The organism is Actinomadura atramentaria DSM 43919 (assembly GCF_000381885.1).
Classification (GTDB): domain Bacteria; phylum Actinomycetota; class Actinomycetes; order Streptosporangiales; family Streptosporangiaceae; genus Spirillospora; species Spirillospora atramentaria.
Window position 1 is genome coordinate 31,530 of record NZ_KB907225.1, and the last position, 23,089, is coordinate 54,618.

At 73.7% G+C, this 23,089-nt stretch carries 21 protein-coding genes and 3 pseudogenes; 7 read left to right on the forward strand and 17 right to left on the reverse strand.

Annotated features, from left to right (window positions below):
- Positions 1-61 precede the first annotated feature (61 nt).
- The 10 genes and pseudogenes from G339_RS0129570 to G339_RS39590 all read right to left on the reverse strand — a co-directional run bounded on the left by G339_RS0129570 (position 62) and on the right by G339_RS39590 (position 11,940).
- Entirely contained in the window at positions 62-3,391 is a 3,330-nt protein-coding gene (locus G339_RS0129570) for an ATP-dependent helicase (RefSeq protein WP_019634681.1), read from the reverse strand.
- Positions 3,388-6,534: an ATP-dependent helicase gene (locus G339_RS0129575; RefSeq protein ID WP_019634682.1), complete on the reverse strand. Its 3,147-nt coding sequence runs from the start codon at positions 6,532-6,534 to the stop codon at positions 3,388-3,390. The genes G339_RS0129570 and G339_RS0129575 overlap by 4 nt, the downstream gene beginning before the upstream one ends.
- A gap of 88 nt (positions 6,535-6,622) precedes the next feature.
- Positions 6,623-6,907: pseudogene (locus G339_RS41160) on the reverse strand (PucR family transcriptional regulator); the annotation flags it as partial.
- 54 nt (positions 6,908-6,961) lie between these two features.
- Positions 6,962-7,306 (reverse strand): annotated as a pseudogene (locus G339_RS41165) (PucR family transcriptional regulator ligand-binding domain-containing protein); the annotation flags it as partial.
- A gap of 80 nt (positions 7,307-7,386) precedes the next feature.
- Positions 7,387-7,701 (reverse strand): MGMT family protein, encoded by a 315-nt coding sequence (locus G339_RS0129585; protein WP_019634683.1) that lies wholly within the window; start codon positions 7,699-7,701, stop codon positions 7,387-7,389.
- 14 nt (positions 7,702-7,715) lie between these two features.
- Positions 7,716-8,912: a S8 family serine peptidase gene (locus G339_RS0129590; RefSeq protein ID WP_019634684.1), complete on the reverse strand. Its 1,197-nt coding sequence runs from the start codon at positions 8,910-8,912 to the stop codon at positions 7,716-7,718.
- Positions 8,913-8,943: 31 nt separating this feature from the next.
- A complete protein-coding gene (locus tag G339_RS0129595) occupies positions 8,944-9,690 on the reverse strand; it encodes a hypothetical protein (RefSeq protein ID WP_019634685.1) in 747 nt (248 codons plus the stop codon).
- 19 nt (positions 9,691-9,709) lie between these two features.
- On the reverse strand, positions 9,710-10,903 hold the full coding sequence (locus G339_RS40710; RefSeq protein WP_019634686.1) for a S8 family serine peptidase: 1,194 nt from the start codon (positions 10,901-10,903) through the stop codon (positions 9,710-9,712).
- Positions 10,897-11,745 carry a hypothetical protein gene (locus tag G339_RS40715; RefSeq protein WP_019634687.1) on the reverse strand — a complete coding sequence of 283 codons (849 nt, stop codon included), beginning with the start codon at positions 11,743-11,745 and terminating at the stop codon, positions 10,897-10,899. Before G339_RS40715 ends, G339_RS40710 begins: the two co-directional genes overlap by 7 nt.
- 42 nt (positions 11,746-11,787) lie before the next feature.
- A complete protein-coding gene (locus G339_RS39590) occupies positions 11,788-11,940 on the reverse strand; it encodes a hypothetical protein (protein ID WP_019634688.1) in 153 nt (50 codons plus the stop codon).
- Positions 11,941-12,143: 203 nt separating this feature from the next.
- On the opposite strand from G339_RS39590, the gene moeZ reads away from it, so the two are divergent.
- Entirely contained in the window at positions 12,144-13,325 is a 1,182-nt protein-coding gene (moeZ, locus tag G339_RS0129615; protein ID WP_026341892.1) for an adenylyltransferase/sulfurtransferase MoeZ, read from the forward strand.
- A gap of 61 nt (positions 13,326-13,386) precedes the next feature.
- Here the strand turns inward: moeZ and G339_RS0129620 are convergent, their stop codons facing one another.
- Together G339_RS0129620 and G339_RS0129625 are read right to left on the reverse strand one after the other, a co-directional pair.
- Entirely contained in the window at positions 13,387-14,190 is an 804-nt protein-coding gene (locus tag G339_RS0129620; RefSeq protein ID WP_033324749.1) for an SAM-dependent methyltransferase, read from the reverse strand.
- 203 nt (positions 14,191-14,393) lie between these two features.
- Positions 14,394-15,122 carry a TetR/AcrR family transcriptional regulator gene (locus tag G339_RS0129625; protein ID WP_020722884.1) on the reverse strand — a complete coding sequence of 243 codons (729 nt, stop codon included), beginning with the start codon at positions 15,120-15,122 and terminating at the stop codon, positions 14,394-14,396.
- An 88-nt stretch (positions 15,123-15,210) separates the two neighbouring features.
- On the opposite strand from G339_RS0129625, the gene G339_RS0129630 reads away from it, so the two are divergent.
- Positions 15,211-16,071, forward strand: a complete 861-nt coding sequence (locus G339_RS0129630) for an SDR family oxidoreductase (protein WP_019634692.1) — start codon at positions 15,211-15,213, stop codon at positions 16,069-16,071.
- Positions 16,072-16,268: 197 nt separating this feature from the next.
- Positions 16,269-17,040 (forward strand): annotated as a pseudogene (locus tag G339_RS38260) (IS481 family transposase); the annotation flags it as partial.
- A gap of 441 nt (positions 17,041-17,481) precedes the next feature.
- Here G339_RS38260 and G339_RS40120 read toward each other — a convergent pair.
- Positions 17,482-17,991, reverse strand: coding sequence for a hypothetical protein (locus tag G339_RS40120; protein WP_019634694.1), 510 nt, complete (start codon positions 17,989-17,991; stop codon positions 17,482-17,484).
- Positions 17,992-18,195: 204 nt separating this feature from the next.
- Here G339_RS40120 and G339_RS0129645 point away from each other — a divergent pair, with 204 nt between their 5' ends.
- The 4 genes from G339_RS0129645 (at position 18,196) to G339_RS41170 (ending at position 19,819) form a co-directional block, all read left to right on the forward strand.
- Positions 18,196-19,053 carry a helix-turn-helix domain-containing protein gene (locus G339_RS0129645; RefSeq protein ID WP_019634695.1) on the forward strand — a complete coding sequence of 286 codons (858 nt, stop codon included), beginning with the start codon at positions 18,196-18,198 and terminating at the stop codon, positions 19,051-19,053.
- Positions 19,054-19,055: 2 nt separating this feature from the next.
- Positions 19,056-19,298, forward strand: coding sequence for a DUF397 domain-containing protein (locus tag G339_RS0129650; protein WP_019634696.1), 243 nt, complete (start codon positions 19,056-19,058; stop codon positions 19,296-19,298).
- Positions 19,299-19,312: 14 nt separating this feature from the next.
- Positions 19,313-19,558, forward strand: a complete 246-nt coding sequence (locus G339_RS35760; RefSeq protein ID WP_019634697.1) for a DUF397 domain-containing protein — start codon at positions 19,313-19,315, stop codon at positions 19,556-19,558.
- 111 nt (positions 19,559-19,669) lie between these two features.
- Positions 19,670-19,819, forward strand: coding sequence for a DUF397 domain-containing protein (locus G339_RS41170; protein ID WP_420804510.1), 150 nt, complete (start codon positions 19,670-19,672; stop codon positions 19,817-19,819).
- A gap of 184 nt (positions 19,820-20,003) precedes the next feature.
- Here the strand turns inward: G339_RS41170 and G339_RS0129660 are convergent, their stop codons facing one another.
- From G339_RS0129660 to G339_RS0129680, 4 genes are all read right to left on the reverse strand, one after another.
- Positions 20,004-20,309, reverse strand: coding sequence for a hypothetical protein (locus G339_RS0129660; protein WP_019634698.1), 306 nt, complete (start codon positions 20,307-20,309; stop codon positions 20,004-20,006).
- Between the two features lie 49 nt (positions 20,310-20,358).
- Positions 20,359-20,784: a PIN domain-containing protein gene (locus G339_RS0129665; RefSeq protein ID WP_019634699.1), complete on the reverse strand. Its 426-nt coding sequence runs from the start codon at positions 20,782-20,784 to the stop codon at positions 20,359-20,361.
- Between the two features lie 106 nt (positions 20,785-20,890).
- Entirely contained in the window at positions 20,891-22,000 is a 1,110-nt protein-coding gene (locus tag G339_RS0129675) for a helix-turn-helix domain-containing protein (protein ID WP_026341896.1), read from the reverse strand.
- A gap of 303 nt (positions 22,001-22,303) precedes the next feature.
- The gene (locus G339_RS0129680; RefSeq protein ID WP_019634702.1) at positions 22,304-23,020 is read right to left on the reverse strand and encodes a TetR/AcrR family transcriptional regulator; all 717 of its coding nucleotides are present in this window, start codon (positions 23,018-23,020) and stop codon (positions 22,304-22,306) included.
- Positions 23,021-23,089: the final 69 nt, after the last annotated feature.

Genomic DNA, 23,089 nt, shown 5'->3' on the forward strand with positions numbered 1-23,089 from the left:
GATTGACAAACGCCCCGCCCGGAAATGGTGTTTTCGACGCGCGGACGCGGTTGACAGCGGGTCAGGTCGCCGGGACGGCCTCCAGCAGCGCGGCCAGCCCCGCCTCGTCCAGCAGATCGGACGGGCGGATCGTCCGGTTAGCCCGAACGTAGTGGAACGCCGCGCTGACGTCCTCCAGCGGCGCCCCCGCGAGCTGCGCCCACGCCAGCCGGTACGCCGCGAGCTGCACCGACGCGTGCGCGGCCGCCGCGCCGGAGGGCAGCGCGCCGGTCTTCCAGTCCACGACCTCGTACCGGCCGTCCGCCGACCGGAACACCGCGTCCATCCGCCCCCGGACCAGCCGGTCCCCGATCATCGTCTCGAACGGGACCTCGACGTCGACGGGTTCGCGCGACGCCCACTCCGATTCCTCGAACCGGGCGCGCAGCAGGTCGACGTCGGAGTCGGGCGCGGCGTCCTCGTCGGTCGCGCCGGGCAGCTCGTCCAGGTCGAGCAGGCGCTGCTGCCCCCAGCGGGTCTCCAGCCAGGCGTGGAACGCCGTGCCCCGCCGCGCGTACGGCGCGGGCGGGCGCGGCATCGGGCGGCGGATCTGCCGGGCCAGCGCCCCGGGGTCCTCCGCGAGCGCGACCAGCGACGACACCGTCAGATGCGCGGGCAGCTCGACCTGGAGGCCGTCGCCCGCGCGGCCCCGGTCGCGCTCGGCGAGCAGCAGTTCGACGTCGCGCGCCCACGCGGTCATCCGCAGCCGGTCGGGTTCGGCGAGGCCGTCGCCCGCCCACGGGCGGGTGCGGCCGCGGATCGCGTCCTCGACCATCCGGGCGGCCTCGACGGTCGCGGCGTGCCGGGGGCCGGTGTCGGGCGGCGGCGGCCAGGCGCCCTCCTCGCCGCGCTCCAGCAGCGGGTTCGTCGCGCCCTCTTCGGGCGGCGGGGCCCAGGCGGCGACGGTGCCCGCGCCCTCGTCGAGGCACACCGCGCGGACCTCCTCCAGGAACGGCGACGGTTCGAGCGCGCGGCCCGTCCGCCCCCACCGGTAGCCGGTCGCGATGAGCAGGCTCGACGCGCGCGTCACCGCGACGTACGCCAGCCGCCGCTCCTCGCGCAGGTCGCGTTCGGCGCAGGCCGCGTCGAACGCCTCCAGGTCGGCCTTGTCCAGCCCGCGCAGCGGCGGCAGGTCGGCGCGGTCGCCGCGCAGCGGGAACGGCAGGACGCGCGCGTTCGCCGTCCACCGGGTGGCGTTCTGCGGCGGCGACGGGAACACCGACCCGTTCGCGGGGCCGCCGTCCTTGCGCGGCGCGTACGCCAGGCCCGGCACGACCACGACCGGCCACTCCAGGCCCTTGGACGCGTGGACGGTCAGCAGCTTCACGCTGTCGGTCTCGCCCGCGCGGCCCGCCGCGAGCCCGAACTCCTCGGACTCGGCGGCCTTGAGGTAGGCGAGGAACGCGCCGAGCGTCGCGTCCTCGGCGTCGCCCGCGAACGCGGCGGCCGCGTCGGTGAACGCGTCGAGGTCGGCGCGCGCGGTGACGGGGTCAAGTCCGGTGCGGGCCGCGACCTCGATGTCCAGGCCGAGGGCGCGTTCGACCTCCGCCACCAGGTCGGGCAGCGCGAGCCCGGCCTGGGCGCGCAGGTGCCGCAGCTCGTCGCGCAGACGGCGCAGCCGCCCGTAGCCCTCGGGCGAGAACGCGGCCGGTTCGCCGAGGTCGTCCAAGGCGTCCACGAGGCTGCCGGTCTCCTGGTTCAGCTCGGTGACGAGCCGCCGCAGCGGATCGTCGCCGGACGGCTCGTCCGCCGCCGCGGGCGCGTCCTGCGGCCGCTCGATGTCGCGCGCCGCGTCCCGCGCCAGCTCCCGCGCGCGGCGGCCGAGCGCCACCAGGTCGCGCGGCCCGAGCCGCCAGCGCGGCCCGGTCAGCAGCCGCGCCAGCGACGCGCCCGCCGCCGGGTCGTGCATGACGCGCAGCGTCGCGACGACGTCCTGCACCTCCGGGACGGTCAGCAGCCCGCCGAGCCCGACGACCTCCACCGGGACGCCCCGGTTCTCCAGCGCGGCCCGCAGCAGCGGGAACTGCGCGCGCTTGCGGGCCAGGACGGCGATGTCGGACCAGCGCGGCGGCTCGTCCGCCGGGCCGCCGTCCGGCGCGACGCCCGGCTCCGCCCCGTGCAGCGCGACGATCCGCGCCGCGATCCGCTCCGCCTCGTCCTCGACCGTCTCGAACAGCGCGCACTCGACCCGCCCGCGCCCCTCCCGCCCCGCGCCCGGCACCAGCACCGGCACGTCCCGCGTGTCGGCGCGCAGCTCGGCCTGCACGCGCGCGGCGGCGGCCAGCACCCGCTCGCCGTTGCGGAAGCTGCGGCTGAGCTGCCGGACGGGCGCGGGCTCGGCGGCCCGCCCGCGCGGCCCCTCGATCGCCGGGCGGCGCGGGAAGTCGTGCGGGAACCGCAGCAGGTTCCCCGCGCTCGCGCCCCGCCACCCGTAGATCGACTGGCACGGGTCGCCGACGGCCGTCACCGGGTGGCCCCCGGCGAACAGCGACCGCAGCAGGACGAGCTGCGCCTGGCTGGTGTCCTGGTACTCGTCCAGCAGCACCACCGAGAACCGGGACCGCTCGATCATCCCGACCTCGGGATGCCGCGCCGCGATCCGCGCGGCGAGGGCCATCTGGTCGCCGTGGTCCATGACCTCCCGGCCGCGCTTGGCCCGCCGGTACGCGTCGACGAGCGGCAGCAGCCGCTCCCGCACGGCCTGCCGGGCGAGGATGTCGCGGTGCGCGGCGAGCGGTTTGGGCAGCGCCGCGAACCGCTCGCGCAGCCAGTCCCCGACGCGCCGGACGTCGTCGGGCTCGCGCAGGTGCTCCGCGAGGTCGCCGGACAGGTCCATGACGGCCTTGGTGACGGTGTCGGGCGTCCAGTCCACGTCGTCCATCGGCCCGTCGTAGGCGTCCACCACCCGCGAGCAGAGCTGCCACGCGACCGCCGGGGAGATCAGCCGCATCGTCGGCTCCAGCGCCTCGCGCAGCGCGTGGTCGCCGAACAGCCGCGCCGCGTACGCGTGGTACGTCGACACCATCGGCTCGCCGTTGCGCAGGTCGTCGCCGCCGAGGCGGTCCAGCTCGTCGGGCGGCAGCGCCGCCAGCAGCGTGTCGAGCCGCTTGCGGACGCGCGCGGCCAGCTCGGCGGCGGCCTTGCGGGTGAACGTCAGCCCGAGGACGCGTTCCGGGCGGACGAACCCGTTGGCGACGAGCCACACCACGCGCGCCGCCATCGTCTCGCTCTTGCCCGACCCCGCGCCCGCGACGACGGCCATCGGCGCCAGCGGCGCCTCGATCACCGCCGCCTGCTCGGCCGTCGGCTCGGGCACGCCGAGCAGCCGCGCCAGCTCGGCCGGTGAGATCATGGGCCGACCCGTTTCCCCTCGTCCTGCACCGGACAGCAGGACCGTACCGGGCAGCTCCGACACTTCTCGTTCGCGCGGGCCTTGAAGACCTCGCTGGCCATCCCGGACGCGACGATCTCCACGAGCTTCTTCGGCCAGTCCGGGTCGGGGTCCTCGGCGAGCGGGCGCTGCTCCTGCTCGCGGGCCTTGCGCGTCAGCGAGCCCTTCCCGACCTGGACGAGCTTCGCGCCGCCCGGCTCGATCAGCCCGTGCCGCTCGAACGCGCCCAGCATCACCGCGTACTGGTAAACGCCGAGCTGCGGATGCCGGTCCAGCTCGGTCTTCTTCACCGCCGACCCGGACGTCTTCACGTCGATGATGACGGCGCGGCCCTGCGCGTCCCGTTCGGCCCGGTCGATGCGGCCCTTGATGACGACGCGGCCGAGGTCGACGCGGAACGACTCCTCCAGCGCCACGACCTCGTTGGGGTTGTCGCGGTGCCAGGACAGGAACTTGTCGACCATCTCGGCCGCCTGCGCGCGCTGTTTCGCCGAGTACCAGCCGCCGCGGAAGTCGAGGTCGTTCCAGATCTCGTCGAGGCGGCGCGCGACGTCCACCTCGCTCACGCCGTCGTCGGTGCCCGCCATCTCCGCGATGGCGTGGACGACCTTGCCCATCGTGCTGTACTCGTCCGGGCCGCCCTCCTGCGCGCCGACCGCCGACGTCAGCAGCCAGCGCAGCCCGCACGTGGTGAACGTCTCCACCTGCGACGGCGACACCTGGACGGCCTCGTCCTCCGCGAACGCCGGGCCCGGGTCCGACAGCGCCGTGATCGCGTACCACTGGTCGGGCCGCGCGCCCCGCACCCCGGCGCGCGCGAGCCGCGCCAGGTGCCCGGCGGCGGCGCGGCGCAGCGCGGGGGGACGCGCCGGGTCCGCGACGACCGAGCGCAGGTCCGCGACGAGCGCGGGCAGCGACAGCCAGCGCGTCTTCTCGTCCAACTGGGACTGCTCCAGCGCGCCCGGCACCAGCTCGTTCAGGAAGCGGGACGGGCGGTCCTCGGCCGCGTCGCCGCCGACCGCCGTCACCACCAGCCGCCGCCGCGCGCGCGTCGCCGCGACGTAGAACAGCCGCCGCTCCTCGTGCAGCATCTTCGCCGCCATCGACGGCCCCGCGACGCCCTCGCCCAGCACCTCCGCGCCCGCCGCGTACTCGACCAGCTCCTCGATGCCGAGCAGCGAGCCGCGCAGCCGCAGGTCGGGCCACGCGCCCTCCTGGACGCCCGCGACGACCACGACGTCCCACTCCAGGCCCTTGGAGCGGTGCGCGGTGAGGATGCGGACGGCCTCGCCGTCGGGGGCGCGCTCGGCGAGGGTGTCGCCCGCGATCTCCTGCGCGGCGATGTCGTCCACGAACAGCTCGGGACCGGCGTGCGGGAGGCGGTCCACGAACCGGGCGGCGTGGTCGAACAGGGCGACGACGGCGTCGAGGTCGCGGTCGGCGGACGCGCCCCGGCCGCCGCCCCGCACGCTCTGCTCCAGCAGCGCGTCGGCGCGGCCGCTCTCGCGCCACACGTCCCACAGGACGTCCTCGGCGGACCCGCCGCGCTCGGCCGCGCCGCGCGCCACCGCGATCAGGTGCGCGACCCGCTCGGCGGGCGCGCGGACCTTCTCGTGGACGAGCGCCAGCTCCCCCGCGTCGCTGACGGCCGCGACGAGCAGGTCCCCGAGCGGACGGTTCTTGCCCGCGATCTCCTCCAGGTCGCGCAGCGCGCGTTTGAGGCGGCGCATCGCGAGCGCGTCCGCGCCGCCGAGCGGGCCCGTCAGCAGGTCCTCGGCGACCTCGCCGTCCAGGTGGCCCTTCTTCAGCGCGGCGCGCAGCAGTTGCAGGAACGGGCGGACGGCGGGTTCGGCCATCAGCGGCACGTCGTCGCCGGTGACGACGACCGGGACGCCCGCCTGGCCCAGCGCGCGGCGCAGCGCCGGGACCTGGTTGGCCGCGCTGCGCACGAGCACCGCCATCCGCGACCACGGGACGCCGTCGAGCAGGTGGGCGCGGCGCAGCTCGTCCGCGATCAGCGCGGCCTCCTGGCTCGCGGAGTCCGCGACGACGGCGTGGACCTCGCCTTCCTCCGCTTCCGGCGGGTGCAGGAGCGCCCGGTGCTCGGCGCTTCCGGCGGCGGCGGGCAGGCGGTCCGCGACGCGGCGGGACGCGGCCAGGATCGCCGGTCCCATCCGGCGGCACGTCCGCAGCGCGACGACCGGCGCGGGACGGCCGTCGAACGTGCGGAAGCGGTCGGGGAACTCCTGGATGCCGCGCACGTCCGCGCCCCGGAACCCGTAGATCGACTGGTCCGGGTCGCCGACGACGACGAGGTCGCGGCCCTCCCCCGCCAGCCGGTGCAGCAGTTCCTCCTGCGCGGGGTCGGTGTCCTGGTACTCGTCGACGAACACCGCGTCGTAGGCGTCGCGCTCGCGGACCAGCGCGGTCTCCTCGGCGAGCGTGCCCGCCGCGAGCTGGATGAGCTGCCCGTAGTCGTACGTCGGGACGGGATCGAGGTCGAACCGCGCCGCGTACCGCTCCATGAACCCGGCGATCGAGCACCACTCCGGGCGGCCCGCCAGCCGCCCCAGCTCGTCCAGCCGCTCGGGGTGGACGCCGCGTTCGGCGGCGCGGAGCATGAAGTCGCGCAGTTCCTCGGCGAAGCCGCGCGTGCCCAGCGTCTCGTGGAGGTCGGCGGGCCAGCCCGCCGCGCCGTCCGCGCGCTCGCCCTCCAGCAGCCGCCGGACCTCCAGCAGTTGCTCGGGGCCGGACAGCAGGCGCGGCGGTTCTTCCTCGTTCTGAATCGCGTCGCGGCGCAGCAGCGCGTAGGCGTAGCTGTGGAACGTCAGCGCGAGCGGGGTGCGCGTGGTGCGGCGCAGGCGGCCGGTGATGCGCTCGCGCAGCTCGCCCGCCGCCTTGCGGCTGAACGTGAGGACGAGCACGCGCTCGGGGTCGGTTCCGCGGTTCTCGATGCGGTCGACGACGGCTTCGACGATCGTGGTGGTCTTGCCCGTCCCCGGCCCGGCCAGCACGAGCAGCGGCCCGCCGCCGTGCTCGACGACGCGCCGCTGCCGCTCATCGAGCTGGGGCGCCGCGGCCCGGACGGGACCGGCGCGGCGCACGAGACGATAGGACCCTCCCGACACAAGAAACGATTTCAGCAGATGATCGCGACACTTGAGACCGTCCCGCGCCGGGTCAGGCCCGTGGTCAGGCTCGCAGGGCCAGCAGGAGGTCCACCCGGTCTTCGAGGGACGACAGGTCGCGGCCGGTCAGCTCCTCGATCCGCCGGATGCGGTACCGCAGCGTGTTGACGTGCAGGTTCAGCCGCCGCGCGCACGCCGTCCAGGACCCGGAGCAGGCGAGGAACTGCGTCAGCGTGCCGAGCAGGTCGCTGCGGTAGCGGCGGTCGTAGGCGGTGATCGCGCCGAGGACCTGCTGCCGGAATCCGCGCCGCGCCTCGGCGGGCAGCCGGGCGAGCAGCGCGGCGTGCGAGGCGGGGACGGCCGCGCCGGGGTCGCCGGTCTCGGCGTCGAGCCGCCGGACGACGATCGCCATGACGCGCGACAGCGTCGTCTCGGCGGGCACGGCGACGAGCGGGACGCCGTAGCGCTCGCAGGCGGCCACCAGGTCGTCGGGGACGGGCGCGGCGGCCTCGCCCGCGCCGAGCGCCGCGACGCGCCGCGCGGCCAGCGACGCGACGAACGGCACCGAGTCGTACGGCCCGCGCCGCCACATGAGCCCGGTGAGGACGAGCTCGCCGCCGTCGAGGTAGCGGCTGGGGTCGGGCAGGTCGGTGACGAACACCTGGCGGACGGGCCGGTCCAGCGCGGCGGCGCAGGCGAGCGGCCGGAGCGCGAGGTCGGGGTCCTCCAGCAGGTCAGCGGTCTTCACGGGAGGAACGTACGAAACGTTTGTTCGGGGCAGGTGCCCGGCGCGTTACGAGCAGGAAACACGTACCTCCTTCGCCCGGTTTATTTGGGATTGTCCCCCGGGAAGTCGCCGGTGAACCGCGCGCGCCGCATGTCGACGCGGCGGCCGTCCGGGCGCAGCGGCGTGCCCTCCGCACGGTACCGGGCGAGCGCGCGGGCCTCGTGGCCGGTCGGCGGACTGCCGTCCGCGCGCAGCACGCGCCACCACGGGACGCCGCCGCCGTACAGCGACATGACGCGGCCGACCTGGCGCGGGCCGCCCCCGCCGACCAGTTCGGCGACGTCGCCGTAGGCCATGACGCGGCCCGGCGGGATGCGCTCGACGGCGTCCAGCACGGCTTCGGCGTAGTCGTCCATGCCCGGATTGTCGCTCATCGGAGCCGCCGGCGGCGGAGCAGATCCTGCACGGCCGCGAACATCACGACGGCGGCGAGCACGCACCCGGCGGACGTCGCCGCGACGACCGCGCCCGAGCGGTGGACGACCTCGACCGGCCGCGCCCGCCCGTCCGCGAACCGCCTCGCCGGGTCGAGGCCGAGCCCGGCGTCGCGGTTCCCCGCGAGCGCGTCGGCGGCGGCGAGCGCCGCGCGCGCGTCCACCCGCCCGAACCCGACCGACGCGTCGTAGCCCCGGGCGGGCCGGTGCTGCGCGCCGGTCGTGAGGGCCTGTTCGACGAGCGCGGGCGCGAGCCCCGGATGCCGCGCGCGGATCAGCGCGGCGATCCCGGACACGAACGCGGTCGCGGGGCTCGTGCCGTCGCCGATCCAGTACTGGCCGCCCGGCCCCGCGCCGATGATCTGGACGCCGGGCGCGGACACCGCGACGGCCGTGTTCTTGTTGGAGAACCCCGCGTGCCGCCCGGCCGAGTCCACGGCCGCGACGGAGATGACGCCGGGGAACGACGCCGGGTAGGTGAACCCGCCGCCGTCCGCGGCCTTCGCTCCCGGCGCGGCGGGGTCCGCGCCGCTGTTGCCCGCCGCCGCGACCACCACGACGTCGCGCGCCAGCGCGTACGCGACGGCGGCGCGTTCGGCCTTCGTCGGGTACGAGCGGCCCAGCGACAGGTTGATGACGTCCGCGCCGTGGTCCACCGCGTACCGGATGCCGGACGCGATGGCGCCCTCGAAGCGCGGGTCGCGGGTGAACTCGGCGAACCCCGGCTCGTCGCGCTCCAGGATGACGCGCACCGCCAGCAGCCGGGCCTGCGGCGCGACGCCCAGCACCCCGTCCGCGCCGCCGATCCCGTGGCCGTGCCCGGCGATGATCGAGGCCATGCTGGTGCCGTGGACGCGGCGCGGCAGGACGCCCGGCGGGTTCGCGCCCGCCGTGTAGTCGGGGCCCTGCTCGACGCTGCCGGCGAGGTCGGCCTGGTTCTCGTCCACACCGGAGTCCAGGACGGCGACGGTGACGCCCGCGCCCCGGCTCAGCTCCCACGCGCGCGGGACGTCGAGGGCGGCCAGGACGGGTGCCATCGCGGCGCGGACCTGGTCGGCGCGCGCGGGCGCGGGCCCGACCGGGACGACGGCGAGCGCGCCGGCCGCCAGAACGGCCCCGACGCGCCTCAACACGCCCGCTCCCGCCCGGCGCGGGCGGCGGGCGTCAGCACGACCACTCCCGGGCGGCGCAGTCGACGGCGGCGGGGGCGGCGAGGGGTGCGAGGACACCCGCCGCGAGCTGCGCCGCGAGCGGCGGGAGGTCGGGCTGCGGGTTCCTGCCGCGCCGCCGCCCGTCCGCGTACCCGAGGGTCGCGGCGACGACGTAGGGCCCGCCGGTGCGGACGGCCGCGGTCTGCCGGGCCGCGTCGTCGAACCGGGCCGCGTACGAGCCGGGGAACGCCAGCGCCCGCACGCCGCGCTTGACCTTGAACGACTTGGCGGCGCGCGCGGCGGACCCCGCGTCCGGCAGCACGACGACGCCGACCGTGATCGCGAGCGCGCGCTGCCCGTCGAGGTACGTGGCGCGCAGCACGGCACGGCAGCCGAGGCTCGCGAGCGTGTCGGCGAGGGCCGTGTCCACGCCCGAGGGGCACGCGGTCCCGGTGTCGACGCCGAGCCGGCGCGCGGTCCCGGCCGAGCCCTGGAGCGTGTAGCGCAGCGACGCGGGGAAGATCCGCCCGGCGGGCCACGTCCGGTACCGGTTGGCGACCTCGGCGGTGCGGGCGGCGGCGAGTTCGGCGGGCGTCGGGTCGCGGGTCAGCTCGGCGGTGAGCCGCGCCGCCGACAGCGCGAGGACGGCCGCGCAGCCGACCGCGGCCGCCGCGACGAGCGCGCCGCGCATCCCGCGCCGCGGCTCCGGCTCGTCCGGCGGGCGCTCCAGGTGCGGAGCGGGGATCTCGGCGCGCGACACGACCGGAGCGTAGCGAACCTCACGGTCCGGTGGCACGGGCGCGCCGGAGCAGGGCGACGGCGACGCAGAGCCCGACGGCGGCCCCGCCGATCCCCGCGACGAGCACGACGACGATGAGCGGGCGCATCCACACCGGGCGGTGGATGACGGTGACCGGCCCCGCGTCGCCGGAACCGAAGCGCCTGCCCGCCGCGAGGCCCGTCTGCGCGCCCGCCCCGGCGAGCCGGTCGGCCGCTGCGAGGGCGCGCGCCGCGCCGACCTGGCCGTTGCCGAGTTCCGGGGAGTACCCGCCGCCCTGCGCGCTCGTGAGGATCGCCTGCGCGACGACGGCGGGGGCGAGCCCCCGGTGCCGCGCGCGGATCAGCGCGGCGATGCCGGACACGACGGCGCTCGCGTCGCTCGTCCCGTCGCTGATGTAGTAGCTGCTGCCCGGCCCGGCGACCGCGAGGCCGACGCCGGGCGCGGCGACGACGGCCGAGTAGTTCTTGTTGGCGAACGGGGCGTGCGCGCCGCCGGGCGTCGTCGCGGTGACGCCGATGACGCCGAAGAACGACGCGGGATAGGAGTAGGGCGCGAACCCGTTCTCGTCCAGCTTGGACTGCTTCGTCCCGTCGTTGCCCACGGCCGAGACGACCACGACGTTCTTCTGCACGGCGTAGGCGATGGCCGACCGGTCGCCGGGGTCGGGGTCGTAGTTGCCGAGCGAGAGGTTGATCACGTCCGCGCCGTGGTCGGCGGCGTAGCGGATGCCGTCCGCGACGGACTCGCGGGCGTCCTCGGACGTCTTGTAGCGCGGGTACCCGGTGTCCTCCGGCTCGGCGATCGAGCGGACGGCGAGGATCTTGGCCTGCGGCGCGAGCCCGATGACGCCGGAGGCGTTGCCCGCGCCGTGCCCGTGGCCCGCGATGATCGACGCCATGCCGGTGCCGTGCAGGCGTTTCGGCGTCGCGGAGCCGTCGATCTTCTTGATCATGTTCGGGCCGGTGGTGACCGATCCGCGAAGATCGGCCTGGTTCGCGTCCACGCCGCTGTCCACGACGGCGACCGTGACGCCCGCGCCGCGCGTCGTCCGCCACGCCTTCTCGGCCTCGATGACGCGCAGGAACCCCGACTGCCGCGCGCGGATGTCGTCGGCGGACGCGGGCGGCTGCGGCAGCACCGCGCAGCCGGCGGCGATCCCGAGGGCCGCCGCGACCCGGAGAGCTTTCAGCACTTCCACTCCCCGTCCCGGCAGTTCGGCAGCGGCCGCTCCCCCAGATCGCGCGCGATGGCGGACCCGAGCTGCGGCGCGACCACGAACGGGTGGCCGGGCAGTTCGGCCGTCAGCGCCCGCACCGGACGCCCGTCGAACATCCCCGACGCGGTCAGCACCACGTACGGCCCCTTCCGGGTCTGGCTGCGGTTCAGCCGGGCCGCGTCGGTGAACAGCGCGGACGCGGTGCCGGGGAACGCCGCCGCGCGCACCGCCGGGCCGATCTCCTTGACGCCCTCGTTGGACGCGGGGGCGGGCAGCGCCTTCAGCGCCCGGTCCGCGCCGAACGCGTCCGGGAACGCGACGACCGCGACCGTCGTGACGACGCCGCCCAGCTCGTCGGCGTACGTGGCGCGCAGCGCGGCGCGGCAGCCGTTGTCGGTCAGGATTCCGGCGATGGCCGGGTCCACGGCGTCGGCGCAGGCCGTGTCGGGGGCGATGCCGATGCGGCGCGCGGTCGCGGTGCGGCCCTCGTCGTCCGGCCGGTAGGCGATCTCGGCGGGGAAGACGCGGTCGGCGGGCCACGCGGACCAGCGGCGCGCGACCTCCGCGTCCGCCGCGCGCTCCATCTCCGCGAACGTCGGCGGCCGGTGCAGCGTCTGCCACCCGGCGACGGCCGCGACGGCCGTCAGCGCGAGCAGGCAGCACGCCAGCGTGAACGCCGCGCCCGCCCACTGCCGGGCGGTCAGGCCGAGCCGGCGCGGCTCGCGCGGCGGGAGCGGCCGCAGCGGCGCGAGCGGCGGCGGCCACGGGGCGCCGGGCGGGCGGCCGGGGGGCTGGGGGGACGGGGGCTGGAACGCCACAGCAGCCAAGATTACCCACCATCCCGCCCTTTCCCGGCAGGGTCAGCGGGCGCGCAGCGCGCGTCGGATGCGCGCGGCCTCCTCCTTGATGCGCACCTCGGTGGCGAGCAGGTCCGTCTCGGCCTGGGCCGTCCGCATCCGGGCGCGGGTCTCGCGCAGCGTCGCGGGGCGTCGTTTCCGCCTGGTGAATCGCATGTCGCTCCTTCGCTCGGGACGGCGTGCTTCCCGCTCGCGGGCGTTCCATGCGCGCGGCGCGGCTGACGTGCGCGTTCACGGCCGGTGGCCGGGGTTCGGGAATGCGGGGCCGCATGGCAGGGTTGTGCGGTGACAGGACAGTGACCGGACACAGTCGTCCGTCCCCCACACGCCCCACGAGCGTCAGCACAGGAGCAGCCACCGTGTCGTTGCCACCTCTGGTCGAGCCCGCAGCGGAGCTCACCCGCGACGAGGTCAACCGTTACTCGCGACATCTGATCATCCCCGACGTCGGCATGTCCGGGCAGAAGCGACTGAAGAACGCCAGGGTCCTGTGCGTCGGCGCCGGCGGCCTCGGCTCCCCCGCGCTGATGTACCTCGCCGCGGCGGGCGTCGGCACCCTCGGCGTCATCGACTTCGACGTGGTGGACGAGTCCAACCTGCAGCGGCAGATCATCCACCGGCAGTCCTCGCTGGGGCAGCCGAAGGTGGAGTCCGCCGCCGCGACCGTCCGCGAGATCAACCCCCTGATCGACGTCGTGGTCCACAACACCGCGCTGGACCGCGACAACATCATGGACATCTTCGGTCAGTACGACCTGATCCTCGACGGCACCGACAACTTCGCCACCCGCTACATGGTGAACGACGCCGCCGTGCTGCTCGGCAAGCCGTACGTGTGGGGCTCCATCTACCGGTTCGACGGCCAGGCGTCGGTGTTCTGGGCCGAGCACGGGCCGTGCTACCGCTGCCTCTACCCCGAGCCGCCGCCGCCCGGCATGGTCCCGTCCTGCGCGGAGGGCGGCGTCCTCGGCGTGCTGTGCGCGTCGATCGGCTCCATCCAGACCAACGAGGCGATCAAGCTCCTGACGGGCATCGGCGAGCCGCTGGTCGGCCGCCTGATGATCTACGACGCCCTGGAGATGACGTACCGCTCGGTGAAGGTCCGCAAGGACCCCGAGTGCCCGCTGTGCGGCAAGAACCCCACGCAGACCGAGCTGCTGGAGGACTACGAGGCGTTCTGCGGCGCGGTCTCCGACGAGGCCGCGGAGGCCGTCAAGGACTCCACGATCTCCGTCCACGAGCTCAAGGCGCTCCAGGACCGGGGCGAGGACATCTTCCTCGTGGACGTCCGCGAGCCCAACGAGTACGAGATCGTCTCCATCCCGGGGGCGACGCTCATCCCGAAGGGCGAGTTCCTGAACGGCTCGGCGCTGGCGCTGCTGCCGCAGGACAAGAAGATCGTCCTGCACTGCAAGTCGGGCGTCCGCTCGGCGGAGGCGCTGGCCGTGGTGAAGGGCGCGGGCTTCGGCGACGCGGTCCACGTCGGCGGCGGCATCGTCGCGTGGGTGAACCAGATCGACCCGAGCCTGCCGAGCTACTGACCGGCGTTCCGACGCCCCCCGGCCCGTCCGGGGGGCGTCGTCTTGTCCACATCCGGCCGGGTCAGCCGACCTTGCGCGAGATCCCGCCGATGAAGACGCCGCTCGCCGGGTCGACCAGCGTGGGCTCGTCCGGCCGCCACACGGCCACCGGCACCAGGCCGGGGTCGAGGATCTCCCAGTCCGGTCCGCCGAACATCGCCTGGATGCGCGCGTAGGGCCGCAGCGCCGCGTCCTCCAGCCGCATCACGCGCTGGTAGGTCTCCGCGATCGGCTCGAACTCCGGACGGTGGACGCCGTGGCTGATGACCAGGTGGCTGCCGGGCGCCAGCGCGGCGCGCAACCGTTCCAGGACCGGCTCCGGGTCGGAGACGAAGTGCAGCACCGCGATGAGGGAGAGCACGACCGGCTTGGAGAAGTCCAGCACCTGGGCGGCGTCTTCCAGGATGGCGTCCGGGTCGCGTAGATCCCGGTCGATGTAGCGGGTGACGCCCTCCGGCGTGCTCGTCAGCAGGGCGCGGGCGTGCGCGAGGACGATCGGGTCGTTGTCCACGTAGACGACCCGGGCGTCGGGCGCGACGGCCTGCGCCACCTGGTGCGCGTTCTCCTGCGTCGGCAGCCCCGTGCCGATGTCGAGGAACTGCCGCATCCCCGCGTTGGCCGCCAGGTGCCGGATGGCCCGCACCATGAAGCCCCGGTTCTGCCGGACCTCCCAGTTGAAATTCAGCTCGGGGCACCGCTCCGCCAGCCGTTCGGCGAACTCGCGGTCGATCGCGTAGTGGTCCTTGCCTCCCAGCAGGTAGTCGTACACGCGTGCCGTACTGGCCGTCGTGGTGTCGATTCCCTCGTGCTCCGCTTGAGAGCCCATCCGCGCCCCTCGTCCGGGTCCGAGCAACAGGTCGCTGCGTTTCGCGTAGATCGTCGCCGTTCACGGTAATAGCTCGTTGATCACCGCGCGGCGGGATCGGGGGAAACGGTTCGGACGTGGGACGGGCGCTCGTTCCGGGATCACGGGCCGCGACGAGTTGTATTGACCACGAGCGTTGTTAACAGTGGGCGGCGGAGACGTGATCAGGCATGCGGCGCGCCACCGTCCGCCGCCAGGCGCGTGAGCCACTCACGCAGCAGGCGCTGCTCGGCGTCGCTCAGGACATCGGCGTCGTCGGGGAGGGCGGCGCGCAGCGCGCGGGCCGCTGCGGCGGGCCCGGACTCCGCGGTGGGAAGTGTCGGCTCGGCGCGGGTGACGGCCGCGACCATGGACTCGCGCAGGACAGTCAACAGCGCCGGATTGCGGCGGTCCGCAGGGGTGGAGTGCCAGGTGGTGACCGCGCCCTGGCCGGTGGCCTGGATGATCTGGGCGGCCAGCTCCTCGTCGACCCGCAGCCACCCCCCGGCCGCCAGGCGACGCACCCGCCCCTGGAGGATCTCCAGGCCCGCGCGGTGTGCCGCGTCCGATCCCCGGCCGGTGGCCCTGTTCATCACCGCGAACAACTCGGGGCGACAGACCCCGAACTCGACCACGATGTCCCAGCCGCGGCGCAGCTCCTCCACCGGGTCCTGCGGAGCGGGGTCGAGCTGCGCGCGCTTTCTCTCCAGGAACTGCGCGTAGCCGTGCTCGGCGACGGCCTCGAGGAGCCCCTCCTTGTCGCCGAAGAGGCGGTAGATCGCCGGCGGCTGCATTCCGGCCGCGGCGGCGACCGCGCGGGTGCTCATCGCATCGGGGCCACCGTTCTCCAGCAGCTCGACGGCCGCCTCGACGATGCGGCGCCGAGGGCTGTCGGTGGAGTCGCGCGTAGCCATGAACCGATGGTACCGAGGATTTGGTTCCACCGGAATTTCCGATGTTACCGTTGAAGCGATTCCACCGGAACCAGTGTCGGGAGACCCAATGATCATCGTGACCGGAGCCACCGGAAAGCTCGGCCGCCGCATCGTCGAGCGCCTCCTGGAGCGCGTCCCCGCCGACCGCGTCGGCGTCAGCGTCCGCGACCCCCGCAAGGCCCGAGACCTCGCCGACCGCGGCGTCCGCGTCCGGCAGGGGAACTTCGACGACCCCGCCTCGCTCGTGCGCGCCTTCGAGGGCGCCGAGCAACTGCTCCTCGTCTCCCTCGACCGCGCGGGCCAGGAGTGCGTCAGCGGCCACCGCGCCGCCGTCGACGCCGCCGTGAAGGCCGGCGTCGGCCGCATCCTCTACACCAGCCAGGTGGGCGCCGCCCACGACTCCCGGTTCCAGGCATGCCGCGACCACGCCCAGACCGAGGATCTGCTGCGCGCCACCGGCCTGCCCTGGACCGCGCTGCGCAACGGTTTCTACGCCTCCAGCGCCCTGCAGTTCCTGGAGTCCGCCCGCCACACCGGCGACATCGCCCTTCCCGCCGACGGCCCCGTCGCCTGGACCGGCCACGACGACCTCGCCGAGGCCACCGCGGCGATCCTCGCCGAGGAGCACCGCTTCGAGGGGCCCACCCCGCCGCTCACCGGCCCGGCGGCGCTCGACTTCGACACCGTCGCCGAGATCGCGTCCCAGACCACCGGACGGCCCTTCACCCGCACCGTCGTCCCCGACGACGCCTTCCGCGAGCAGGTCTTGGCGCACGGCGTTCCGGCTCCGATCGGCGACCTGATGCTGAGCATCTTCGCCGCGGCGCGGAACGGCGAGTTCACCGCTGTCGACTCGACGCTGGCCGAGCTGATCGGGCGAGAGCCCGCCACCTTCCGCACCCGGCTGGAGCATGCCTGGGCCGAATAGATCCCGTGGGGCGCGCAGACGGCCCCGGCCTGACCCGCCGCCCACAAAAGGCTCGCCCTCTGTCGCCCGAGGACGCCGATCACCAGATCGGCGGCCTCGGGCACGAACTCAGATTCCGCACCAGATTCCGCACCATCCCAGAGGTTTCCCGTGCCCCACCCCTATGCCCGGCTGACCGTCCACGGCAGACGGCTCTTGCCGATGTCGGGAATCGCATCTGCGAGCTACGGCGCGACCGCAAGCTCGGTCCTGCACGGATCGGCCCGGTCCTGGGCATACCCAGCTCGACGGTCCACCGTGTCCTGACCCGCTACGGCCTGAACCGGCTGCGCTGGATGGGCCGGCCCACCGGTCAGACCATCCGACGCCACGAACGATCACATCCCGGCGAACTGGTCCACGTCGACATCAAGAAGCTCGGCAACATTCCAGACCGCGGCGGACATCGGATCGTGCCCCGCCAGCAGGCCGCAGGCAATCGGCAGGCCACAACCGACGTGCGTAGGGGCGGCAGTCCCGTGATCGGCTACAGCTTCGTTCGCACAGCCGTCGACGATCACTCCCGGCTCGCGTACAGCGAGGTTCTGACCGACGAACGCAAGGAGAACGCGGCCTCCTTCTGGCAGCGCGCGAATGCTTTCTTCGCCGAGCACGGCATCACCGTCGAGCGCGTCCTCACCGACAACGGCTCCTGCTACAGATCCCGCCTGTTCGGCCGGACTCTCAGCGCCACCGGCATCGTCCATAAGCGCGCGCCCCTATCGCCCGCAGACGAACGGCAAGGTGGAGCGCCTAAATCACACCCTGCTCGACGAATGGGCACACGTGCGCCCGCACTCCAGCAACGCCGAACGCACCGAAGCCCTGACGGACTTCCTCCACACCTACAACCACCACCGGTGCCACACCGCACCTGACGGCCAACCACCCATCAGCCACGTCAACAATCCCGCGGGTCAATACAACTAGTGCGCGGGACGAGCCGAGGGCAGCGGCGCGCGGGCGGCGCGGCGCGAGGCGGCGCGAGGCGGGGCGGCGCGAGGCGGCGCGAGACGGGACGGCGCGGGACGGCGCGGGACGGCGCGGGACGGCGCGGGGCGGGGCGGCGCGAGGCGGCGCGAGGCGGCGCGAGGCGGCGCGGCGCGGGACGGCGCGGGACGGGACGGCGCGAGGCGGCGCGGGACGGGACGGCACAGCGCGGAACGAGGCGGTGCGGCGCGGGCGGTGCGGGACGGGGCGTGCGGTGCGGGCGGGCGGCGCGCGGCGGTGCGAGGCGGCGCGGCGCGGGGCGGGGCGGGGCGGGCGGCGCGGGACGGGACGGGGCGGCGCGGCACGAGGCGGCGCGGCGCTGGGGGTGCGGGAGGCCCCGGCCGTGGGCCGGGGCCTGCCGTCGTGCGGGGGTCGTCCGCGTCAGGACGCGAACCAGACGAGTTCGGAGCGGAGGCGGTGGGCGGCGCGTTCGGCGCTGTTCCAGTGGCCGAACGTGTGCCCGCCGGGGGTGAAGGTCGCCGCGGACCCGCCCGGCAGGGCGACGCCGAGCGCGACGAGCTTCGGCTCCACGACCTGCGCCGCGTCGTCGTCCGCCGCCGCCCCGGCGCGGCCGTCGCCGCCGTCGCCGCCGTCCGCGCCGGTCCGCACGTCGCCGCTCACGCCGTCGTCGTCCCCCTCGTCGTCCTCGTCGTCCCCGTCGTCCTCGTCGTCGCCGGGGTCGCGGACGAGCGCGAACAGCCGGGGCAGGTCGTCCCCGAACAGCCGCGCGACCATCTCGGCGTCCGCCGCGAGGACGATCGGGTCGTCCTCCGGCCAGAGCGCGGCGAGATCATCGCGGTCGTCGCCGGGCCGGGCGGCCCCGGCCTCGTTCGTCCCCGCCGCCGAGGCGTGGTAGACAGGCGGACGTTCGGACTCGTTGACGCCATCCATGTGATGCGCTCCCTTCCGAGCACCGCGGGCCGGGACGGGCACGCCGCCAAGCACTGACCGTCCCGGTCCGTTTTTCTTTAACGATCTTTGGTGACTCCCTGCGTCGGGCCTTGCACGCTTGGTATAGTTGCAGCCCGACCGACACTGGGCAAGTTTCCCAACGAAATCCGATCAAGATTTTTTTCCGACCCCCGGGAGGACGAGATGGCCGCCGCCCAACGCGGTGCGACGCTCCGCTCGCACTGGCTCGGACAGCAGCTCCGAGACCTGCGCGAGAAGCGCGGGATGCTTCTCAAGGACGCCGCGCAGTACCTCCAGCGCGACGTCGCCACCCTGAGCCGGTACGAGACGGGCTACTACCCCATCCGCCGCCCGGACCTCATGGCGCTGCTCGACCTGTACGGCATCTCGGACGCCGCACTGCGCGAGAAGCTGTTCCACCTCAGCCACGACGTGTGGCAGAAGGGTTGGTGGGACGGCTACGCGACGGACGTCACCGGCTCGCTCATCGACTACGTGTGGCTGGAGTCCCGCGCCCGGCATATTCGGACCTACGCCGCGATCGTGGTCCCCGGCCTGCTCCAGACCCCGGAGTACGCCGAAGAGGTCATCAGGATCAACGACAACGACGCGACATCCGAACAGATCGAACGCTGGCACGAGCTACGTATGGCTCGGCAACAGATCCTCGACTCTGACGAGCCGCCGCTCTTCTCTGCGATCCTTGACGAGTCGGTTCTGCTCCGCCAGATCGGCAGCGCAGAAATCATGATCGCGCAGCTCCGCCGCCTCGCGGACTATGCCGCGCGGCCCGGCATCGACATCCGTGTCCTCCCGTTCAACGCCGGAACACCCGCCAGCACGTACGGAACCTTTGAGATGTTCGAACTCCCCGATCCTCTTCCGCAGGTCGCTCATACGGAGACCATGGCTGGTGCTCTGTACGTTGAGTCGCCCGACACCGAGGTGTTCTTCCGAACGTACGATGAGCACACAGCGCTGGCGTTGTCGCAGAAGGACTCTGCCGAGCGGATCTTGGCGGTAGCGAAGGAGTGGCAGTAACCATGGCGAAGACGCACGAAGGGTTCGGTCCGGAGGACCGTGCCCGTGTCGCCTGGCACATCAGCACGTTCAGCCCCAACAACGGGGGCAACTGCGTCGAGGCCGGTCCCCTCAACGACGGCACGGACCGCGTGGCCGTCCGCCACAGCCACCGCCCCGACGCCGAACTCATCATCTACACGCGTGGAGAGTGGGAAGCCTTCACCGCCGGGGTACGTAACGGGGAGTTCGACTTCTTCGCCTGACCCCCGGAGGCGACATGGACGACACCACGACGGGCACGCTCGAACCCAACGAGCGTGCCCGCGTCCGTTGGCACATCAGCACCTACAGCCCCAACGGGGGCGGCAACTGCGTCGAAGCCGGCCCCCTCAACGACGGCACCGACCGCGTAGCCGTCCGCCACAGCCACCACCCCAACGCCGAACTCATCGTCTACACACGCGGAGAGTGGGAAGCCTTCACCGCCGGGGTACGTAACGGGGAGTTCGACTTCTTCGCCTGACCCCCGGAGGCGACATGGACGACACCACGACGGGCACCCTCGAACCCAACGAGCGCGCCCGGGTCGCCTGGCACATCAGCACGTTCAGCCCCAACAACGGGCCGAACTGCGATAGAAGCCGGCCCGCTCAACGACGGCACCGACCGCGTAGCCGTCCGCCACAGCCACCACCCCGACGCCGAACTCATCATCTACACCCGCGCCGAATGGGAAGCCTTCACCGCAGGCGTCCGCAACGGAGAGTTCGACTTCTTCGCCTGACCGCGCGGTCGTCCCGCCGCCGCGCGGACGGCGGGACACCCGGTCGGCGGCGAGCCCGTCCGTCACCCGCCGACCCGATGGCCCTCGGAACCAAGCCAGACGTACTGCCCCTCGCCGGCCACGGCGCTCCGGGCCGTCCGACCGCGTGCCCGCGACCAGCGCCCGCGACCGGTGCTCCGCGCGATCAGGCGTCGCCCTCGATGAGCCCGCGCAGTTCCTCATCCAGGTCCGCAGTCGGGGACGTGAGCCGCCGCCCCGGCGAGGTGCCGGGGTGATGGTGCGCGCGGAGCATGACGAATGCACCGGCTGCCTCCCCGGACTCGCCGCTGAACCTCTGGTATGGCCCGATATCGACGTTGTCGTGGATCAGCAGCCCCGTGCCGTCGCACACAGCGAACTCAACCGGCGTCTCCGGTCCGAGAGAGTCGATGAGAACCCGCAGCATCTCCGCCATCTCCCCCAGAGTGGTCGGCTTCTCCTCTTGGGTCATACCGACCATCATCCCGCAATGCGCTCGCTCAGCAGCCGGTCGAACGCTTTCAAACCAAGCCTTGTTCTTTCGCCCATCGTTCGAAACCGCCGAGTCCGAAGGGCAACCGGTATTCGCCCTCCATCAACTGGTCGGCGAGCGCGGACACCAACGCCACCGTTAACAGCCCCGTGCGGATGCTCTCGCAGAGCAGGCCGAGCGTGCCCGTGTGCTCGACGCCGTACGCCTGCGCGGCCTTCCTGGCCGCACCGTCGTCGATCACCGCCGTCGCACCATGTGTTTTCGCGTAGGCCAGCACTCCGGTCTCCCCGATGTCGCGGCCGTTAGCGCCGACGAGCCGGGCGGCGAACATCGCGAACTCGGCGCTGACGGGAACCTCGCAGTGTTCAATCCAGGAAGCTTCGAGAACGGCCGTCAAGTGCGAGTGCGCATGAACCCCCTCCCTCAGTTCCGCGACGACGGTGTCCGGGATCACCGCTCGCTCTCATCGACGACCGCGCGGAGCACACCGAGCCAATTCTGTTTCGCGAAGTGGCTGAGCGGTCCCGTATCGAAGACGAGGGTTTCCACCTGCCTCGGCGTCACTGAACGAACTGCCAGATGTCGTGCTCGGGGCGCTGGGGAAGCTGCGGGAGGCTCGGCTCATCCCAGGTGTCGAAGAGCAGGTCCAGGGCGCGTGCCGCCGACACGTCCTCCTGCCGGTAGAGCCGGAGCACGGCGCGCTCGTACGCGCGCGGCAGGGCGGGCGGGGCCAGTTCGTCGGCGACGACGAGGCCGTGCTCCACGATGTCGGCCCGAGTCGTGCGCACGGCGCGAACGCGTCCCGCCGCCGTGCCGTCGATGATTCCCAGCTCGCTCAGCCGCCGGGAGAGCGTCGCCATGTCGACCCGGTAGGCGCTCGCGACGCGGACCGCAGCCGCGCGCGGATCGCCGGTCGGGCCATCGGCCGATTTCGCCCAGTCCCGACGCAGGCTGTCGGCGGGCAGCAGCAGCGCGCGAGCGAAGCGGTCCAGCAGGCTCTCCCGTCGCTCGGCACCGGTTTGTTCGGCGATACGCCAATCCACGGTGTACTCATCCGCGACGAGGTAATGACCCAGTTCGTGGGCGAGCGCGAGACGCCTGCGCCCCACCTGCGACGCGCCGTTGACGATGGCGATGCCGCCGGAGCGGAGCAGCACCGTCGCGGCGTCCGCCGAATCCACCCCGAGATCGAAGGAGAAGGCCAGCAGCCCGATTTCCGCCACGTGCTCGGCAAGGTCGGGCAGGGGACCGTCCTGAGCCGCGCCGAGCAGTCGACGCGCCTTCGCGGCCAGCCGTTCGGCCTCGTTCCTGTCGGTCGGCATCGTTTCGGCGGGGACGCCGCCCAGCGACGAGCCGACCGTGAACTCCACGGCACGCGCGACACGCTCCGCCCACTGGTCGATACGCGGGCTCGGCGCGCCCGGCTCCTGCCGGTTGCGCCTCGAGACGATCGCCTCGGGAGCTTGTTCGACGAACCATTCGATGCGCGCGCCCACCGCCTGCGCGATCCGCGCCAGCTCCAGAGCGGTGACCCGTCGGTCACCGGTCTCGATCTTCGCGAGCGCCGACCGGTCCAGCGCGATCTCTTGCGCGAGATCCGCCTGCGTGAAGCCAGCCCGGCCGCGCGCGTCGGCGATCCGGCGGCCGATCTCCTTAGCCTCCACCAGCATGGTTCGATAATAGAACACGCCGAACGTCCGGTCGTCTGACCAAAGGCGTCAGCCGTCCTCGGCGGCGGTGAGGGCGAGCGCGTCGAGGATCTGCGGCCCGGCGGGCCTGACACTCGGCGGAATGGGCGTCGGGACCGCCGTCGTCGGCGCGTAGGTCCTGGCCCGCCGCCACGGACACCGCGCTCCCCGACTACACGACGGCGTGACGGGGAAGATCCGGGGAGCGCGGCCCCGCTCCCCGCGCGCCCCGGATCTATGACAGTAAATACTGGCATGAAATCGGGCGAAAACCCATGCCCGCCGTCACCCCGCGGGCGGCTCGTACTCCAGATTCAGCAGCCCGCACAGCTCCGCCAGCATCAGCTCGAACAGCGGCTCGGGATCGTCCAGCGCGAAGTTCAGGTGCCCGAACGCCTCCAGGCTGATCGCCCCCTGGAGCCGCACCCAGCACTGCAGGAAGAGCTGCATGACGCCGAGCGGCAGGTCGACGCCCAGGACGTCGTCGCGGTAGCGGGTCAACTGCGCGCGCAGCGAGGGGTCCAGCTCTTCGTCGGCCGGGACCGGGAACGGCTGCTTGCGCCACAGGTCGACGAACAACCGCACGAACGTCCACGCGAACTCGCGCCCGCACTGGTCGGCGAAGTCCAGGTCGCCCTCGTCGTCCAGGGACGGCAGCGGTGCGCCGAACAGCAGCGAGAACTCGCGCGGATGCGCCAGGCACCAGCGCCGGAACGCCCGCGCCACCGCGAGGAACTTGCCCCCGTGGTCGCCCTTGGCCGCCCGCGCCATGCCCGCCTCCAGCGCGGCGGTGATCTCGCCGAACAGGACGCCGACGAGGTGGCGCAGCAGGTCGCCGTGGCTGGCGAAGTACCGGTAGAGGCCGGGCGCGGTCATGCCCATCTCGCGGGCGATGGCCCGGAGCGTGACGGCCTCGGGCCCCGCCTCGACCAGGATGCGGCGCGCGGTCCGGGTGATCTCGTCCACGGTCGCCGCGCGCTGCCGCTCCCGCCGGCTCTCCATCCGTCCTCCCGCCCGCTTGACGTGCCCGCTGGGGCCATGCGAGGTTAACACCCGTTACGAGTTAACAGC